Consider the following 18052-nt stretch of genomic DNA (forward strand, 5'->3'; position numbering starts at 1 on the left):
GCGGGTCACTTTTGGAAAAGAGCCCGGAGTGCCGGCCCAGCCAAAAGTAACCAAAAGGGCTCTTACCCCACCACTCGGCACCTCGCCCAGGCTCGGTGTGCCCGCCATCCGACATTGATTTGGGGGGCCGCCGCGATGGGCCATCCATGGCCCAGCGCGGCTAACCCGGCGTCCTGCCGGGTTACCCCCCAAATCAAAATCGGATGACGGCCAGCGTGGTTTAACGGGGCGCCTAAGATCAAAATCACAAGCAAAGCGAGGCGGCCTGACAGCCGACCTGATTGTCGAAGCGTGAGCGTGTACCTGTGGGAGCTGGCTTGCCTGCGATGGCGGTGTACCAGCCAATACATTTATCGACTGATACACCGCCATCGCAGGCAAGCCAGCTCCCACAGGGGAATGCAGCTTCGCACCCCGGCTTTGCTGTTGCTCCGCTTTTGATCTGGCTTTTGATCTTGATCTCAGGCGCCCCGTTAAACCACGATGGCCGCAGGCAGGTATTGCGCAGTGGGCACCCCGGCATGGATGCCGGGGTAGCCGCGACACGGCCATGGATGGCCGATCGCGGCGGGCCCACGGAGCAATGCCTGACTGCGGGCATGCCGAGCCTAGGCGAGGCACCGAGTGGTGGGGCAGGAGCCCTTTTGGTTACTTTTGGCTGGGCCGGCACTCCGGGCTCTTTTCCAAAAGTGACCCGCCGTAAGGGCGGAACCCTAAGTGGCCGTGACCGCAGCAACGGATATGTAAACAAACCCAATAAGCACTAGATAAAAGAGTTGTGTAGATACCTATGCCGCGATGGCTAAGTGTCAGTCGATACATTAGTTGACTGATACACCGCCATCGCGGGCAAGCCCGCTCCCACACAACCCCGCTCCCACATAAGCTCGCACACACACAGGGGTATTGCCTTGCTTTCAGGGCACCAAGGCCTTGATCACCTGATCCACATTCCCTTCCAATTCCGCTACCGGGTCCGCACCGTCAGTACCCAGCACCAGCAACTTCGACCCCCCTGCACTGATAGCCGCTTTCACCGCCTCAGCCGGTTGGCGATGGTGCAGCACTAACGCCACGTCGTTGTCCTTCAGGCTGGTCGTCAGCATTTGTAGCGCCTGCGCAGACCACTCGGCATCCGGCCGCGGATCGGTGCTGACCAACTCCAGATTCAATCCACTTATCAGATAAGCAAAATGATCACTCAGGCTGACCACACTCAGGTTATCGGCCTGGGCCAGGCGGGCTTCGCTGTCGGCAGTCAGCTTGAGCAGGCGTTGCTTGAGGCTGGCCAGGTTGCCGTCGATCTGGGCCTTGGCGCCGGGCGCCAGCCTGCTCAGGTCGGCAGCCATGACATCGGCCATGCGCCCCAGGTTGTTGCTCGACTGCCACGGCTGGCTATTGAGGCCATCCACAGTCCCCGGTTGCAGGGCCACGCCTGGCAGACCGCCGTCTACCGGGCGCGCCGCGTCCACTTCGACGATGCGGATATTGCTGCGCCGGGCCACTGGGTACAGCGGGTCATCCGGCCACAGCGAGCGCAGGCCGATCGCCGCATCGGCGTCCAGCGCCAGGCTATGCAAGGCCGGCGCGCCACGCCCGGTAAAGTACGAGGTCTGGCGCGAACCCGGCAGGTTGGCCGGTGCCGCACGCTCCAGCATGACCGCAGTGCCCTTGAGCAGGGTGGCGGCCAGGCCGTAGGTCACGGGCAAGGCCGCGAGGACTTTGACCGGTTTGGCGGCGTGGGCGGCGACCGGCAGGGGTTTGGCCGTTTCGGCTGCCAGCAGCGGGGGGCTGATCAGGCAGGCGATGGCCAGGGCGATGGGGCGTAGAACGGGGCGCATTATCCGAGATTCCCTTTCAGGCTGGGGACCGTGCCGCGCGCGATGGCGGCCAGGGCGAAGGCGATGCCGGCGACGAGGATGATCGCGGCACCGGACGGGATAGGCAGGTCGAAGATGATCGGCAACAGAATCCCGCATAGGGTGCTGAGCGTGGCAATCACCACCGAGATCCAGAAGAAGCCCTTGAGTGACTGGCTCAACAGCCGAGCCGCGGCGGCCGGGATCACAAGCAGTGCGCCTACCAGGATCGCACCGATGACCTTGACCGCCGCCACCGTGATCAACGTCACCAGGATCACGAACAGGTAGTCCAGGGTCTTCACCGCCACGCCACGCACGGCGGCCAGTTGCGGGTTGAAGCTGGCCAGCATGATGCGGTTGTACAGCGGCAATGCCAGGGCCGTCACCAGTGAGCCGACCACCGCCAGCACCGCCAGGTCATTACCGTTGACGGTCAGGACCGAACCAAACAGCACGTTTTCCAGGATATGCACGTTGATCTTGCCCGCCAGGATCAGCAACAGGCTCGCGCCCAGGGCCAGGGACACCGAGAGGAACACGCCGATCAGCGTATCGGGGGCCAGGCCGGTGCGGTTGCGCAGGTAATTGAGCAGGATGCCGAACAACAGGCAGTAGCCGAACAGGCTGCCGTAAGGCCCGGTGTAGGGTTCCCCCAGCAGAATGCCCACGGCCACGCCGGTCAGCGCAGCATGGCCGACGGCTTCGGAGAAAAACGCAAAGCGCTTGACCACCACCAGCGTGCCCAGGCCACCGAGTACCGGGCCAATCAATAGGCCGGCGAGCAAGGCATTGACCACAAACCCATAGGCCAGGGCTTCCGGCAAGTAGCCGGAGGAAGCCCAGCCCTGGACCATCAAGCGAAAGGCTTCGTAGCTCATTGGGCTGCGCTCCGTGGGTGAGTGGAAAACAGCGTCAGCAGGCGTTCCGGGGTCAGTGCCTCCTTGGGCGTGGCATCAAACAGCAGGCGGCGGTTCAGGCCGGTGACGCGATCCGCCAGGCGGCCCACGGCCTCCAGGTCGTGCTCGATCCATAGCACGGTAATCCCGGCCTGGCGCCAGTCGCCCAGCAGGCGTTCGAACACCTGGATTCCGGCTTCATCGAGGGCCGACATCGGTTCATCGAGTACCAGCAGTTGCGGCGCCGGGATCAAACCCTGGGCCAGCAGCACACGCTGGCGCTCGCCGCCGGACAGCGCACCCATGCGGCGCTTGCGCTTGTCTTGCATGCCCACGCGCTCCAGCGCCTCGCCAATCGCCCCGGCGTAATGCCGGGACAAGCCGAGAAACGCCGGGCGCCGCTGGCACATGGCAGCCATGAAGTCGTCGACGGTCATCGGCAGGCCACGGTCGAACTCCAGGGCCTGGGGCACGTAGCCGATGGTGCCGGGAGTGTTCGGCCAGTGCAGGCTCAATTGGCCCTGGTGTGGCGTCTGCCCCAGCAGGGTCTTGATCAGCGAGCTCTTGCCGCCGCCGTTGGGGCCGACCAGGGCGTGGATGCTGCCCGGTTGTACCTGGAAGCTGACGCTATCGAGGATCGCGGTACGGCCCAGGGTCAGCGAGACGTTATCGAACTCAATCGTCGGGCCGATGCTGGCCACATTCAGGTGTTCAGCCGCGGTCATGCCCCCGACTCCTGGATCGCCCGGACCACGGTATTGAGGTTGCCGGTCATTTCTACTTCGTACTTCTCGGCGCTGTATTCACCGTAGGAAATATGCGACAGCGGGTACAGTTTGACCCCCGACTCACGCTGGATGGTATCGACGTAGGAGGACGGGAAATCCATCTCCGAGAAGATCACCTTGACGTCCAGCTCGCGCAGTTGGTCGATGGTTTTCTTCAATTGGCTCGGGCTTGGCTCGATGCCGTGGGCCGGTTCGACCACGGCGGTCACTTCGAGGCCGAACTCGCGCAACAGGTAGTCGTAGGCGGCGTGCACCGTGGCCACCCGCAGATCGGCGTTGGGCGCGCTGGTGAGCTTGGCCAGGGCATCGGCGCGCATCTGGCGCAGGCGCTTGCCATAGGCACGGGCGTTCTGGGTATAGGTCTTGGCGTTGTCCGGGTCGAGCTTGCCCAGTTCCCGGGCGATGTTGTTGACCTGGGCGATGGACGCGCTGATGGACAGGAAGGTGTGCGGGTTGACCACCTTGCCGGCGCCACGGGCCGCGTTGCCGGTGGCGGCCAGCAGCGGCACATTGGCGTTGGCCTCGATCACCGGGATGTCCGGACGCTCGCTGGTGGCGATCATGCGGTCGGCAAAATCGTCATGGCCGACGCCATTGAGCACGATCACGTCCAGGGTGCCAATGCGCTTGATGTCTTCGGCGCGCGGTTCGTAGGCATGGGGGTTGAAGCCGGCCGGAATCAGCGGCACCACTTCGGCCTTGTCGCCGACGATATTTGCCACGTAGCTGTAGTAAGGGTGCAGGGTGATACCGATACGCAGGCGCTTGGCCGCCTCGGCATTGGCCAGGGGGCTCAGCAACACGCTGAACAGGCCCACCAGCAGCAGGCGGAGCAAGGGAGATGACATAGACATGGGTAATCGATCTTCTCTCGGAGACAGCATGAATTCAGTGGCGATGCTGGCGGGTGACGCCAGCGTCGAATTGCGCAACGACCTGCTGCCAGCCTGCGGCGATCAGCCCCTGGTCGCTCAGGTCGGTGGGGGCGGCCAGGTTGGCGCTGCGGTTGAGCCAGATATCCGGCTCGGCGCCGTTGACGCGCATCAGCAGTGAACCGCTGGTGTCGTTGGCCTGGCTCAGGCCCAGGTACGCCGCTGGTGCCAGCAATTGCCAGTGGTGGTCGCCACGGCTGACCGAACTGGCGTCCTGGGCGAAGGGCGCGAAGCCTTCTTCGGCCAGTTGCGCCGGCGTCGGCAGGGTGCTTTGTTCCTGCGCCAGCAACTGGATTTCATCCAGGGTCACCCGCAGGTCGGCATAGATGCCTTGCTCGGCCGCGCTCAGGTCGCGGCGGGCGTCCAACTGGTGGCTGGCCACGGCCTCGACGGCCTGGGTTTCGCCGTGCAGGGACACCACCGTGCCGGCGACCGCCAGGATGATCAGGCACAGCAGCAGGACGTAGAGGGTTTCGTGCCCGGCACCGGCGGGCCGGACCACCTGGGTGCTGCCTGGGGTCATGGGGGTCATGGCGCCTGGATATCCGCTTGGTCGATCTCGACAACGTGGCCGGGACCGGCGTCAAACAGTACATAGAATTCAGCGGCAGGTTTTTTGAAGGTCAACGTCGAGTCGGGCCCCAGTTTGCCGGGCACCAGGATGGTCTCGTCGTAGCCGATCACATCCAGGGTCACGCCGGGCGCGCCGCTGCCGTCGGAAAAACCACCGGTGCACTGGATCTGTTCGCCGGGTATCTCCTTGCATTCGCACATCGGGTTGTGGGCCAGGGCGTAGTTGCTTGCACCCAGGCTGAGGATCAGCACGGCGCAGGCGCGGGTCAGGCGCAGTAAAGTCATGGTTTAACTCCTTGCTTGTTCAACCAGGCGACGGTGGCAGGCGAAGCCTGACTCAAGGGAATGGAGGCCTGCTGCATGCTGCCGTCCCAGCCTTCCATGGTGATCCACAGTTCGGCGTCGGGCGGGGTGCGTTCCGGGATCGGCAGCACAGCGCCCATGCGGTATGGGGTGCCGAAGAAAATCACCCCGGCGGCCCGCAGGCTGCGGGGCTTGCCGATGCGCAGGTAGGTGGCCTTGACCTGGTCGCCACAGGTGGCGCACAGGGCGGCGTTGAAGGATTTCATCGGGCCGGCCGGGTCGGGGCGGGGCGCTTCATTGCGCAACTCGGCGAGGGTAATGCTCCACGGGCCGACCTGCACTTCACCGACCTCGCGCTCGCCCAGGCCGGCGTCGCCGCGAAACAGTGCGACGTCGGCAAAGTACTTGGGCATAAAGCCCAGGGGCACCAGCAACAGCAGGATATTGATGTGAAAGCGCCATTTGAGCCAGAAGGCGCGCAGTGGCGAGGGCGCTTGAACGGTGGTGGCCTTGCTCATTATTTGCCCTCCGAGGTTTCAGCCTGCATGGCGCCGATGGGGTTGGCCGGCGCCGTATTGCGCGTAGCCTTGGTGCTGCGCTTGAGCGCGTGCAGCGTGGCCAGGGCCGTGCGCTTGCTCCAGATCAACAGACCGCTGAGGACCATCATGCTCAGCAACAGGCCGAAGAAGAACCAGACCAGCTTGATCCAGATCCCGCCAAAGTCGCCGGTGTGCAGCGGGCGCATGGACTCGGTGACGAACTCCAGGCCCGAGCGGTCGGACAGCAGGTGCGTGGCGGCGATTTCACCGTTGTAGGGGTTGATGTCGGCCGTCTGGAACATCAGCGGGTACCAGCCGCGGCCGCCGATGCTCAGGTGACTGTAGGCATTGCTTGGCAAGCCGACGAAGCTGACGTCGAAGCCGGGGATACGCTGGGTAGCAATGTTGATGGCATCGTCCAGGGCGATCATCGGTGCCGGTACACCGGGGGCCGACAGCGGCACCTTGTCCCGGGAGATCACCGGCACGATCGGCTGGCTGGAGATGGTGATCTGGTTGTCCGCGAGAAGCGCCTGGATCAAGAACCAGGTGCCGGTGATGGAAATCACCGCGATAAACCAGATCGACCAGATGCCGCTCAGGCGGTGGAAGTCGCCCCAGAAAATCCGCGCCCCGTGCTTGATGCGCAAGGTCGGTTTGAAGAACCCTTTCCAGAACCGTTTGTACACCACCAGGCCTGTGACCAGCGACGCGAGCATCGGCAGCCCGAGGAACGACACCAGGTACCAGCCCCAACTGAAGCCATTGGTAAACGGCACCAGCCACCAGCCATGCAAGGCGCGGGTGAACTGGCGGAAGTTGAACGATGGGCTGATGCCCTGGATGACCCCCGTGTACGGGTTGACGTAGACCGCCACGGAGCGGCCGTCGGGGTAGCTGATGTCGACGTCGAGCGCAAAATGCGATTCGTCCGGACGGACGATGGACTCGACAATGGCCTTTGGCTCGGCCTGCTTGATCGCGGCGAGGATCTGGTCGTAAGTGAGCAGTTCGGCATCGTCCGATGGCTTGCTGGCGCGCATTTCCGGGTTGGCCAGCCAGACGATTTCCTGGCTGACCACCGCCAAGGTCCCGGTGACGCAGACGATCAGTACGAAGAACCAGATGGGCAATGCCAGCCAGCTGTGGACGAGAAACCAGAGTTTGGAGCGTGACTTCTTCGACATGTCTATGGGGGTCTTGATCGGAGGAGGGCAGAAAAGGCCCGGGAAAGGCCGGTCGTAGCTTTTGCTTACGCGACGGGCTGTATCTAAGTTAAGACGGATGAGAATCGCAAAACCCTAAGGCAGAAATGAAAGCAAATGTTTCAGGTGCGCGGGAAACCCCTGTTGGGGCTCATTGCTGTTCAGTTAGTCAGCACAAAAAAGTGTGGCGAGCGGGCTTGCCCGCGTTGGGCTGCGCAGCAGCCCCAAAACCTGGCTACTCGATGTTTCTGCAAGAGTCAGGTGGTCTTGCTGGTCGGGGCAGCTACGCAGCCCCGCGCGGGCTTTAGGGGATCGGGGCTTATGCAAACAGCTCTTTGGCGCGCTTGTGAATCTGTTCCTCGGTCAGCTCTTCTATATGAGTGGCGAGGAACCAGACGTGTCCGAAGGGATCCCTCAACGTGCCGGAGCGGTCGCCGTAGAATTGATCCTTGGGTTCGGAAATAGCCGTGCCGCCTGCCGCGATCGCCTGTTTGTACTGTGCGTCGACGTCCTTCACATACAGATGCAGGCCAACGCTGGTGGGGTGCGCTCCAGGGCTGCCGAAGGCCATTTCATCACAGGGCGAGGCCAGCATAATCGGCGAATCGCCAATGCGCAGTTCGGCATGGCCGACCTTGCCGTCTGGCATGTCCAGGCGCATGAAAACGGTGGCATCGAAGGCTTTTTGGTAGAACTCGATGGCTTCAGCTGCCTTGTCGATGCCCAGGTAGGGCGTGATGCTGTGGTAGCCATCGGGAATGGGTTTAACGCTCATTTCGCTCTCCTTGAGGGGGGGGGGAGGGGCCGGGTCTTCCGGTCTTTTCACTATAGGTCAGGCCATTCGTGGCCTGCGGGCAACCGACGACTGCCCTGTAAAGGTGCATTCAACAGTTTCTCAAACAGAGGCTTGACCTTAACTTAACTAGAGGTTTTACCCTGCGTGGCACCTACAGCTAAAGGGGATTTGTCATGCAAGCTTCAGTGAAAAGTCATGGTTTTACCCAAGTGATCGAGTTTCAGATCGAGCCCCGGCAGCAGTCCGCGCTGGTATTGGCGCTGTCCGAGCAGACCGAGCGCCTGGCCCAAGGCCATGAGGGGTTTCTGAGTGCCAGTGTGCTGGTCAGTGATGACGGGCGGCGGGTGCTCAACTACCTGCAATGGCAGGCACGCGAAGACGGTGATACGGCGTTCCAGCGGCTGGAGCGCGAGGGCGAGAACTTCTGGGCATTGATTCGTGCCCATCGGGCCACTGCCGTGACCTTTGGCTCATTCCAAGTGCTGCGCAGTATCGAGCGCAGCGCCGACAACGCGTTGGCGTGCAGCCTATATCGATAGATGCAGCATGCGCTCACCTTGCAGGCTTCCCTCTGGGCGGCGCTTGTTGACCGCCAGTTCGCCGATCTTGATCAGGCGCGTACGCGTGATATTGCGGCTCAGGCCCAGCAGGTTGGCGGTGTGTACCTGGTTGTAGTGGCTGAAGCGGTAGGCGGCGCGTAGCAATGCGTCCTCGACTTTCTCATGCAAGGCACCGGCCTGTTCGTCAAACAGTTTCTGGAAGGCACGCTCCAGCAAGGCTTCGGCACTGTGGTCGAGGCTGTGCTGGTTATCATCCTGGCGCTCGATGCGCATGTTCGACAGGCGCAGGTCATCGCGTTCAATCAGGCCATTGCGGCAAATCAGCAAGGTGTGATGAATGACGTTTTCCAGCTCGCGGATATTGCCCGGCCAACTGTAGCCCTTGAGCTTGTGCTCGGCTTCGGGGCTGAGGGTGATGGGGCCGTAGCCCAGGCGCTGGCTGTAGGTGTCGATAAAGTGCCGGGTCAGGGGCAGGATATCGCCGGGGCGTTCGCGCAAGGGGCTCAGTTCCAGGCTGACCACGTCCAGGCGGTAGTACAGGTCTTCACGGAAATGCCCGGCATTGATGGCTTTTTCCAGTTGCACATTGGTCGCCGCCAGCACCCGCACATCAATCGGAATGCTCTTGCGTGAGCCCAGGCGCACCACTTCGCGTTCTTGCAGGACGCGCAGCAGCTTGACCTGGATGGCCATGGGCAGATCACCGATCTCATCGAGGAACAGGGTGCCGCCGTCGGCCTCCTCGAACCAGCCAGCCTTGGCGCCGAGAGCTCCGGTGAACGCGCCTTTTTCATGGCCGAACAACTCCGCTTCCACCAGGGATTCGGAAAACGCCCCACAATTCACCGCCACGAACGGTCGGTTGCGCCTGGCGCTGAGGTTATGGATATGGCGGGCCACCAGCTCTTTGCCGGTGCCGGTTTCGCCGATGATCAGCACGCTGGCTTCGCTGGGCGCCACTTGCTGGATATGCGCGAGCAAGGCCCGGGATTTGGGGTCTTCGAAGACTTGCGCGGTGGCGCGAATCGACGTGGCGAGTGCGGGCGAGGGCGCAAGGGTCAAAAGCTGCATGGGCACCTCAAGGAATAGGACGTGGATGTCGGCAGGGGCTGGCCCAACGCGGTGCGCCACCTCGTACCAGGCCTGCGCCGCTTGCAGGCGTTCAGTGGCGAGGCCGAGCGGCTCGTGGAGGCAGTTGCGACGCTGGGAGTCTGTTATAGAGGGTCTTTTTTATTCCGTAAACAAATGTGTTTATATATTTATAGAACAAAAAGAAATATGAAGGATTGACTGATAGCGACTATCACAGAGGATGATTTTTCCCGATGCAAAGGCGGGAGTAGCCTGTGTCCATTGCCTCAACGCCCAATTCGCAGGACCTTCGTCATGAACCATTCACTTTCTGTTGCCTTGTTGCTGGTCGCCTCTTTTCTTGCTGGTTGTGCGAGCCATCCGGCGCCTGAATTGCGCCCGTACTCCGTCGAGGAGAGCCGGCAATTGGCAATGGAAGGGCTGAACCGGCGGGGTTTGTCGTTTGATGAATATCAACAGAAGAAAACTGAACTCGCAGCCCGGCCACAGGCGCCAATGGGCTTTGATCGCCAGGGTGAAATGAATGCCGAGCGCAACGTCACCCTGCATGACCGTCCGAGCTGAGACAAACTGCGGCGTCCCAGAGCCCGAGGTTCCGTACAGGAACTTCGGGCTTTTTGTTTTCCATCCTTTTCGTCGAGCCTGTTAAGCTCAATTTCAGGAGCGTTCCTACGCACTTTTAAATAAAGTGGTCTTTCTTTAACGGCATCCGATCAGGTTAACCTGACGAACTCTGTACTGGTCGCTGCCCCTGAGACGCTGATCTCGGGAACATGCTCTGCGGGTCTCTAAACGTCATGAATAAACGTCCTCTGTATTTTGACTACGCCGCCACCACCCCGGTGGATGAGCGGGTCATCCAGGTCATGGTCGAGTGCCTGGGTTTCAACGCCAATTTCGGTAACCCTGCGTCCAGCTCCCATGCGTTTGGCCAACAGGCCCGGCACACGGTCGAGCAAGCGCGCCGTCAGGTGGCGGAGTTGGTCGGCGCCCACGCCGAGCAGATCGTCTGGACCTCGGGTGCTACCGAATCCAACAACCTTGCGCTCAAGGGTGTGACCCAGGCGCGGGGCGTGGCCGGTGGCCATATCATCACCAGTCAGATCGAGCACAAGGCAACGCTGGACGCCGCCCGCCAATTGCAGCAAGCCGGGATTGCCGTGACCTACCTGGTGCCGGATGCCGATGGCCTGATTACCGTCGAGGCGGTCAGCCAGGCGCTGCGCGAAGACACGTTTTTGGTGTCGTTGATGCTGGTCAACAATGAGTTGGGCACGCTCAACGACATCCCGGCCATTGGTGCGCGGGTGCGTGAGCATGGTGCGCTGCTGCATGTGGACGCGGCGCAAGGGGCGGGCAAAGTCGAGATCGACCTGGCGCACTGGCCGGTGGACCTGATGTCGTTTTCGGCGCATAAACTGTATGGCCCCAAAGGCATCGGTGCGCTGTATGTCGGGCCGCGGGCGCAGCAGAACGTCACGGCGCAGATCCACGGCGGTGGTCACGAAGGCGGGCTGCGCTCGGGAACCCTGGCGACTCACCAGATTGCAGGCATGGGCAGTGCCTTCGCGTTGGCCGCGCAATCCTTTGCCGAAGAGTCGGCAGGTATTGTCGCCCTGCGCCAGCGTTTGCTTGAGCAATTGCTGGACATTCCCGGCGTGCGCCTGAACGGCAGCGCCACCCAGCGGATCCCCCACACCTTGAGCCTGACCTTCAGCGAAGGCGAGTTCAATTCGGCGGCCTTGAGCGCCGGGATCGCTTTTTCGGCGACCTCTGCCTGCAATTCAGCCAGCAATGCGCCCTCCCATGTACTGCTTGCCCTGGGGCATGATGCGCGCAGTGCCGGTCGCACCATTCGCTTGAGCCTGGGGCGGTTTACCACCGGGCAGGATATCGATCAGGCGGTGCAATTGATCAAGAACTCGTTGGCCAGCGCACCGGCCTTTTGGGCGGTTTGAAATACATAACAATTATGAGTGCTTAGCAGGAGAGATGATGAGTACGCAGCCTTTGCCCCATGGAACGGTTCCCCAGCGCCTGGCGCGCACCCGCGAGTTGATGAAGCGGGAGGGCATTGATGCCCTGCTGGTGCCATCGGCCGACCCGCACCTGTCCGAATACTTGCCGGGCTACTGGCAGGGCCGGCAATGGTTGTCGGGGTTTCATGGCTCGGTCGGCACGCTGATTGTCACGGCTGATTTCGCCGGCGTCTGGGCAGACAGCCGTTACTGGGAGCAGGCGACCAAGGAACTCAACGGCAGCGGCATTGAGTTGGTGAAGTTGCAACCGGGGCAGCCCGGCCCGCTGGAGTGGCTGGGGGAGCAAACCCCGGAAGGCGGGGTGGTGGCCGTGGATGGCGCGGTGATGGCTGTTGCGTCGGCCCGTACCCTGGGCGGCAAGCTGGCTGAGCGGGGCGCGCGCCTGCGTACCGATATTGATTTGTTGAGCGAGGTCTGGACCGACCGCCCAGCGCTGCCCAACCAGCCGATCTACCAGCACCTGCCGCCCCAGGCCACCGTCAGCCGAGGCGAAAAACTCGCGGCACTGCGCGCCAGCCTGAAGGAAAAGGGCGCGGATTGGCATTTTATTGCCACCCTGGATGACATCGCCTGGCTGTTTAACCTGCGCGGCGCAGATGTTTCGTTCAACCCGGTGTTTGTCTCGTTCGCCCTGATCAACCAACAGCAGGCCACGCTGTTTGTTGCCCTCGGCAAGGTCGATGCCCAGTTGCGTGGGGTGCTGGAACAGGATGGCGTGACGCTGCGCGACTACAGTGAAGTGGCCGCGGCCCTGGCTGAAGTGCCGGACGGGGCCAGCCTGCAGGTGGACCCTGCACGCGTGACGGCGGGGCTGCTGGAGAATCTGGCCAGTGGCGTGAAGCTGGTCGAAGGCCTCAACCCGACCACATTGGCCAAGTCCCGTAAAAGCCTGGCGGATGCCGAGCATATCCGCCGGGCCATGGAGCAGGATGGCGCGGCGTTGTGCGAGTTTTTCGCCTGGCTGGACTCGGCCTTGGGCCGCGAGCGCATCACTGAGCTGACCATTGATGAACACCTGACGGCCGCGCGTACCCGTCGTCCGGATTATGTGTCGTTGAGCTTCAATACCATCGCCGCGTTCAATGGCAATGGCGCGATGCCCCATTACCATGCCACCGAAGAAGAACACGCGGTGATCGAAGGCGATGGCCTGCTGCTGATTGATTCGGGCGGCCAGTACCTGGGCGGCACCACAGATATCACGCGGATGGTGCCCATCGGCACGCCGAGCGAGGAACAAAAGCGCGATTGCACGCGGGTGCTCAAGGGCGTGATTGCCTTGTCGCGCGCGCAGTTTCCCAAGGGCATCCTCTCGCCATTGCTGGACGCCATCGCCCGCGCACCGATCTGGGCCGAAGGCGTGGATTATGGTCACGGCACCGGTCACGGGGTGGGCTACTTCCTTAATGTCCATGAAGGCCCGCAGGTGATTGCCTACCAGGCGGCGGCCGCGCCGCAAACTGCGATGCAGCCGGGCATGATCACCTCCATTGAACCGGGTACCTATCGCCCAGGGCGTTGGGGGGTGCGTATCGAGAACCTGGTGTTGAACCGGGAGGCGGGCAAGACCGAGTTCGGCGAGTTCCTCAAGTTCGAAACCCTGACACTGTGCCCGATTGATACCCGTTGCCTGGTACCGTCCCTGCTGACGATCGAGGAGCGACAGTGGTTCAACGACTACCATGCCGAGGTGCGTCAACGCTTGAGCCCGTTGCTCAGCGGCGCCGCGCTGGAATGGTTGCAGTTGCGCACGGCAGCTATATAAGGCCTGGCCGCTCGCAGGCGTGGGCCGGCGAGCGGCTTGCAGGCTTAACTCAAGGCTTCGCGGACAAAGTCCAGGCGATCCTGGCCGAAGAACAGTTGCTGGCCGACAAACATGGCAGGCGCCCCAAACATGCCACGGGCAATCGCCTCTTCGGTCTTGTGCTTGAGGGCGTCCTTGACCTCCTCATCCTGGGTCAGCTCCAGCACCTGGGCAGGGTCGAAGTGGTGTTGCGCCAGCACCGCCGCTACGACTGCCGGATCCCCCATGTTGCGCCCTTCCACCCATATCGCCCGGAACAGGCAGTCGATGAAGTCGATAAAGCGTTCTGGCTGGCGTAGTTGAATGCCGGTGACGGCGCGCATCAGGGTCAGGGTATTGATGGGGAAGTGCGGATTGAACTTGAGGGGGACCCCGTAACGCTTGGCGTAGCGTGCCAGGTCTTGCAGCAGGTAGCGGCCCTTGGCCGGGATGGTGACGGGCGAGGCATTGCCGGTGGCCTTGAAGATGCCGCCCAGCAGGATGGGCTGATACACCAGTTGGCTGCCGGTTTCGGCACAGATTCCGGGCAGTTGGGTGTAGGCCAGGTAGGTGGTGGGGCTGCCGAGGTCGAAGAAAAATTCCAGGGTTTTGCTCATGTTGGATGCTCGCTGCTTATTGTTATGTTGGCGTGCTTACCAGGTTTCGTTCCAGGGGCGCAGGTCCAGTTCGAAGGTCCAGGCATCCCGTGGCTGGCGGTGCAGGTGCCAATAGTTGTCGGCGATATGCTCGGGATCCAGAATGCCGTCCTGGTCCTTGAGCGCGTATTTGCTTGGGAAGTTGTCGCGGATGAAGTCCGTGTCGATGGCGCCATCCACGACCACGTGGGCCACATGGATGTTCATCGGGCCCAGCTCGCGGGCCATACTTTGGGCCAGGGCGCGAATACCGTGTTTGGCCCCGGCAAAGGCGGCAAAGCCTGCGGCACCGCGTAACCCGGCGGTGGCCCCGGTAAACAGAATCGTCCCGCGCTGGCGGGTCACCATGCGCTTGGCCACTTCACGGGCATTGAGGAAGCCTGAGAAGCAGGCCATCTCCCAGATCTTGAAATATTTGCGGGCGGTTTCTTCGAGGATGCTGCACGGCACGTTGGCGCCGATGTTAAACACGAATGCCTCAATCGGACCCAGCTCGCTTTCGATCTGCTCGATCAGCGCGATCACCTCGTCCTCCTTGCGTGCATCGCAGGCAAAGCCGTGAGCCTCGCCGCCCGCAGCCTGGATACTGTCCACCAGGGGTTGCAGCTTGTCGGCACTGCGTCGGGTGACGCAGGCCACATAACCTTCGCGGGCAAAACGCTTGGCAATGGCGCCGCCTGTAGCGTCGCCTGCGCCGACGACCAGTACGATTTTCTTATTCTCAGTCATGGCAAGTCCTTGGGTAAACGATCGTTAACTAAACGAACGTTATGCTACGATTCGGCAGGCGTCAAGGTGGTGTCTTCAAGGGGAGAGGCGATGCGCTATTCAGTCAGTCACAAGCAGCAAACCAGGGACAAGCTCCTGCACAGCAGTGCGGCCCTGGCGAAAAAAGAAGGGTTTGCCAGCGTTGGCGTAGATGGGCTGATGAAAGCCATTGGCCTGAGTGGCGGGGCTTTTTATAGCCACTTTTCGTCCAAGGACGCGCTGTTCAGCTCCATCGTCGAGCATGAGTTGAGCCAAAGCCTGGAGCGTTTGAGTGTGGGCGAGGTGCAGAGTCGGGAGCGCCTGCAGCGCTGCCTCAAGTTCTATCTGAGCATGGCCCATGTGGAGCAAGTGCAAGACGGTTGCGCCTTGCCGAGCATGGGCGCGGAAATTGCCCGTGCGGATATCGCGGTACGCCAACACGCCCAGGAGTGGATTTGCCGGCTGCAGGCCAACTGGGCGCGGATCTTGGAGAGCGAAAGCCTGGCCTGGGCGATCTTATCCCAGTGTGTGGGTGCACTGGTGGTGGCCAGGATGATGGTCGACCCGCAGGTTCAGGCGCAGGTACTTGCATCGAGCTATGAAGAGCTCAGTCAGAGAATTTCGCAGGAATGAGCGCTTACTTGCAGAGCACGATCATGCTACGGCTGGTATAGCCGGCCGGGTTGATGCCGAAGGGGTAGTCACCCGGCTCCTCGCTGTTGTCGCCGGATTTGGCGATCACTCTGTAGCCTTTCTTGCCGCACGAGTTGGCTGCGCTGGTGTAGCACTGGTCCCAAGAGGAGGACAGGCCAGAGCAGTTGATATGCAGCCCTTTCTTTCCGCGTTTGACTTCTGTCTTGGTGGTTGCGGCACACCCAGCCAAGGCGATGACGACAAGCAGTATCAAAATTCGCTTCATTACCATCCTTAATAGCCGCGCCGTTGGAATGCCCGATGCTGGCTTTGCTCGCTCTCAAGTGTAGGGTCGGTGGATGTCCTTATTCGAAAATCTCCATGACTGACACTGAGTTACAGCCTAAACATGGCCTAATTGAGCGGCAAATGCCAGAGCTTCGTTAAATCCTGTCTCAATCTGCCGCGATGATTGGCTTTGACTGGCTACGCATGGTCAGCGTTGCGCCCACGGAGGCCAGGATAATGCAGGCGATCGCCAGCCATTGCGCCAGGGACAGGTATTCCTGGAGGAAAAACAGCCCGGAAAGCGCACCGAACGCGGGCTCGATACTCATCAGCGTGCCGAAGGTGCGCGCGGGCAGGCGGGTCAGGGCGACCATCTCCAGGGTGTAGGGGAGGGCGGTGGAAAGAATCGCCACGCCAATGGCGATCGGAATCAGCGCGGGTGTCAGCAGCGCGCTACCGGCATGGACGATACCGATGGGGGCGACGAACAGTGCGGCGATCATTACGCCGAGAGCCGCGGTTTGCACGCCATTGTCCGCGCCAGCCTTCTGGCCGAACAGAATATAGAGGGCCCAGCAGATCCCCGCACCCAATGCGTAGGCGGCGCCGGTCAGGTCGATGCCTTGGCTTGCTTCACCGACGGGTATTAATAGCAGCAGGCCGATAATGGCCAGGGCTATCCACAGGAAGTCGACGGCACGCCGGGAAGCATAGATGGCAACGGCTAGTGGGCCGGTGAATTCCAGGGCTACCGCAATACCCAGGGGCACGGTGCGCAATGACATATAGAAGAGGAAGTTCATGCCGCCCAGCGCCATGCCGTAGACGATGACGGTACGCAGTGACCTGGCGGTGAGTTTGGCGCGCCAGGGGCGCAGCAACAGCAGCATTATGATACTGGCGAAAACCAGGCGCAGGGTGGTGGTGCCTTGGGCGCCCACAATCGGGAACATGCTTTTGGCCAGTGAAGCGCCCGACTGGATAGAGGCCATGGCAATCAGCAGTAGGCCAACAGGAAACAGCGCCGAGCCCAGGCTGCGGGATGAGGTGGTCATTGGGGGTGTTTGTCCTGATTCATATAGAGGCAGAGGGCACTATGATGATCAACTGCTGGCAATTGAGCAATATATTGCTCAATTTCTTGGGCCTTCTATATAGAAGGCGAGGTTTTTGAGAGTTGCTGGGCTCTTCGATAGAAAAATGAAATTAAAGGTTGACGGCAGATTCTGGAAGTCTATAATTCGCCCCACTTCCGGCGCAGTCGAAACGGAAAACTCCTTGGTAAACAAAGAGTTACGCAGAATTCGACAGCGAGTTGCTTCAGTTCATCGAAGCCCAGAAGGAGTTGGTAGAGCAGTGTTGTTTGGCTCTATTAACGTTTCGATCCTCTCGGTCGAAAGCGGAGAAAAAGAGGTGTTGACAGCAGCGTGTAACGCTGTAGAATTCGCCTCCCGCTAACGAGAGATCGGAAGCGCAAGTGGTTGAAGTTGTTGAGGAAATCCTCGAAAACTTCTGAAAATAATCACTTGACAGCAAATGAGGCTGCTGTAGAATGCGCGCCTCGGTTGAGACGAAAGATCTTAACCAACCGCTCTTTAACAACTGAATCAAGCAATTCGTGTGGGTGCTTGTGGAGTCAGACTGATAGTCAACAAGATTATCAGCATCACAAGTTACTCCGCGAGAAATCAAAGATGTAACCAACGATTGCTGAGCCAAGTTTAGGGTTTCTTAAAAACCCAAAGATGTTTGAACTGAAGAGTTTGATCATGGCTCAGATTGAACGCTGGCGGCAGGCCTAACACATGCAAGTCGAGCGGTAGAGAGAAGCTTGCTTCTCTTGAGAGCGGCGGACGGGTGAGTAATGCCTAGGAATCTGCCTGGTAGTGGGGGATAACGTTCGGAAACGGACGCTAATACCGCATACGTCCTACGGGAGAAAGCAGGGGACCTTCGGGCCTTGCGCTATCAGATGAGCCTAGGTCGGATTAGCTAGTTGGTGGGGTAATGGCTCACCAAGGCGACGATCCGTAACTGGTCTGAGAGGATGATCAGTCACACTGGAACTGAGACACGGTCCAGACTCCTACGGGAGGCAGCAGTGGGGAATATTGGACAATGGGCGAAAGCCTGATCCAGCCATGCCGCGTGTGTGAAGAAGGTCTTCGGATTGTAAAGCACTTTAAGTTGGGAGGAAGGGTTGTAGATTAATACTCTGCAATTTTGACGTTACCGACAGAATAAGCACCGGCTAACTCTGTGCCAGCAGCCGCGGTAATACAGAGGGTGCAAGCGTTAATCGGAATTACTGGGCGTAAAGCGCGCGTAGGTGGTTAGTTAAGTTGGATGTGAAATCCCCG

General features: G+C 60.9%; 19 protein-coding genes and 1 rRNA gene (1 of these 20 running past the window's edge). 6 read left to right on the forward strand and 14 right to left on the reverse strand.

The features are described 5' to 3' along the window. Window positions 1-917 precede the first annotated feature (917 nt). From HU773_RS10540 to HU773_RS10580, 9 genes are all read right to left on the reverse strand, one after another. Window positions 918-1841 carry a metal ABC transporter solute-binding protein, Zn/Mn family gene (locus HU773_RS10540; protein WP_186626324.1) on the reverse strand — a complete coding sequence of 308 codons (924 nt, stop codon included), beginning with the start codon at window positions 1839-1841 and terminating at the stop codon, window positions 918-920. Next, a complete protein-coding gene (locus HU773_RS10545; RefSeq protein WP_186626325.1) occupies window positions 1841-2740 on the reverse strand; it encodes a metal ABC transporter permease in 900 nt (299 codons plus the stop codon). The genes HU773_RS10540 and HU773_RS10545 overlap by 1 nt, the downstream gene beginning before the upstream one ends. After that, complete coding sequence (locus HU773_RS10550) at window positions 2737-3483, reverse strand: metal ABC transporter ATP-binding protein (protein ID WP_057441447.1); 747 nt, start codon at window positions 3481-3483, stop codon at window positions 2737-2739. The genes HU773_RS10545 and HU773_RS10550 overlap by 4 nt, the downstream gene beginning before the upstream one ends. Continuing rightward, the gene (locus HU773_RS10555; RefSeq protein WP_170045880.1) at window positions 3480-4400 is read right to left on the reverse strand and encodes a metal ABC transporter substrate-binding protein; all 921 of its coding nucleotides are present in this window, start codon (window positions 4398-4400) and stop codon (window positions 3480-3482) included. Before HU773_RS10555 ends, HU773_RS10550 begins: the two co-directional genes overlap by 4 nt. A gap of 34 nt (window positions 4401-4434) precedes the next feature. Next, entirely contained in the window at window positions 4435-5001 is a 567-nt protein-coding gene (locus tag HU773_RS10560) for a DUF6162 family protein (RefSeq protein WP_057960208.1), read from the reverse strand. Between the two features lie 5 nt (window positions 5002-5006). Continuing rightward, window positions 5007-5336, reverse strand: coding sequence for a hypothetical protein (locus HU773_RS10565; RefSeq protein WP_057441453.1), 330 nt, complete (start codon window positions 5334-5336; stop codon window positions 5007-5009). Then, window positions 5333-5872: a PA2404 family protein gene (locus HU773_RS10570; protein WP_057441455.1), complete on the reverse strand. Its 540-nt coding sequence runs from the start codon at window positions 5870-5872 to the stop codon at window positions 5333-5335. Before HU773_RS10570 ends, HU773_RS10565 begins: the two co-directional genes overlap by 4 nt. Then, entirely contained in the window at window positions 5872-7080 is a 1209-nt protein-coding gene (locus HU773_RS10575; protein ID WP_186626326.1) for a PepSY-associated TM helix domain-containing protein, read from the reverse strand. The genes HU773_RS10570 and HU773_RS10575 overlap by 1 nt, the downstream gene beginning before the upstream one ends. A gap of 337 nt (window positions 7081-7417) precedes the next feature. Next, complete coding sequence (locus HU773_RS10580) at window positions 7418-7873, reverse strand: VOC family protein (protein WP_057441459.1); 456 nt, start codon at window positions 7871-7873, stop codon at window positions 7418-7420. Between the two features lie 194 nt (window positions 7874-8067). Between HU773_RS10580 and HU773_RS10585 the strand changes: the two genes are divergently transcribed. Continuing rightward, window positions 8068-8433, forward strand: a complete 366-nt coding sequence (locus HU773_RS10585; protein WP_057960206.1) for an antibiotic biosynthesis monooxygenase — start codon at window positions 8068-8070, stop codon at window positions 8431-8433. On the opposite strand, the gene HU773_RS10590 is transcribed toward HU773_RS10585, so the two are convergent. Further along, window positions 8422-9525, reverse strand: coding sequence for a sigma-54 interaction domain-containing protein (locus HU773_RS10590; protein WP_057960205.1), 1104 nt, complete (start codon window positions 9523-9525; stop codon window positions 8422-8424). The genes HU773_RS10585 and HU773_RS10590 overlap by 12 nt on opposite strands. 315 nt (window positions 9526-9840) lie before the next feature. Here HU773_RS10590 and HU773_RS10595 point away from each other — a divergent pair, with 315 nt between their 5' ends. From HU773_RS10595 to HU773_RS10605, 3 genes are all read left to right on the forward strand, one after another. Further along, window positions 9841-10110 carry a hypothetical protein gene (locus HU773_RS10595; protein ID WP_115127884.1) on the forward strand — a complete coding sequence of 90 codons (270 nt, stop codon included), beginning with the start codon at window positions 9841-9843 and terminating at the stop codon, window positions 10108-10110. 233 nt (window positions 10111-10343) lie between these two features. Further along, window positions 10344-11504, forward strand: coding sequence for a cysteine desulfurase family protein (locus HU773_RS10600; protein WP_186626327.1), 1161 nt, complete (start codon window positions 10344-10346; stop codon window positions 11502-11504). A gap of 37 nt (window positions 11505-11541) precedes the next feature. After that, a complete protein-coding gene (locus tag HU773_RS10605; protein WP_057960202.1) occupies window positions 11542-13350 on the forward strand; it encodes an aminopeptidase P family protein in 1809 nt (602 codons plus the stop codon). 44 nt (window positions 13351-13394) lie between these two features. Here the strand turns inward: HU773_RS10605 and HU773_RS10610 are convergent, their stop codons facing one another. Both HU773_RS10610 and HU773_RS10615 read right to left on the reverse strand, forming a co-directional pair. Next, on the reverse strand, window positions 13395-13985 hold the full coding sequence (locus HU773_RS10610; protein ID WP_057441468.1) for a 2-hydroxychromene-2-carboxylate isomerase: 591 nt from the start codon (window positions 13983-13985) through the stop codon (window positions 13395-13397). Window positions 13986-14021: 36 nt separating this feature from the next. Continuing rightward, window positions 14022-14753 (reverse strand): SDR family oxidoreductase, encoded by a 732-nt coding sequence (locus tag HU773_RS10615; protein WP_057441470.1) that lies wholly within the window; start codon window positions 14751-14753, stop codon window positions 14022-14024. 90 nt (window positions 14754-14843) lie between these two features. On the opposite strand from HU773_RS10615, the gene HU773_RS10620 reads away from it, so the two are divergent. After that, entirely contained in the window at window positions 14844-15404 is a 561-nt protein-coding gene (locus HU773_RS10620) for a TetR/AcrR family transcriptional regulator (protein WP_115127889.1), read from the forward strand. A gap of 4 nt (window positions 15405-15408) precedes the next feature. On the opposite strand, the gene HU773_RS10625 is transcribed toward HU773_RS10620, so the two are convergent. Together HU773_RS10625 and rhtA are read right to left on the reverse strand one after the other, a co-directional pair. Continuing rightward, window positions 15409-15690 (reverse strand): hypothetical protein, encoded by a 282-nt coding sequence (locus tag HU773_RS10625; protein ID WP_057445083.1) that lies wholly within the window; start codon window positions 15688-15690, stop codon window positions 15409-15411. 169 nt (window positions 15691-15859) lie between these two features. After that, complete coding sequence (gene rhtA / locus HU773_RS10630; RefSeq protein ID WP_057441473.1) at window positions 15860-16747, reverse strand: threonine/homoserine exporter RhtA; 888 nt, start codon at window positions 16745-16747, stop codon at window positions 15860-15862. 696 nt (window positions 16748-17443) lie between these two features. On the opposite strand from rhtA, the gene HU773_RS10635 reads away from it, so the two are divergent. Then, window positions 17444-18052: ribosomal RNA gene (locus tag HU773_RS10635) — 16S ribosomal RNA — on the forward strand (it continues 928 nt past the right edge of the window).

It is taken from the genome of Pseudomonas shahriarae (assembly GCF_014268455.2).
Taxonomy (GTDB): Bacteria; Pseudomonadota; Gammaproteobacteria; order Pseudomonadales; family Pseudomonadaceae; genus Aquipseudomonas; species Aquipseudomonas shahriarae.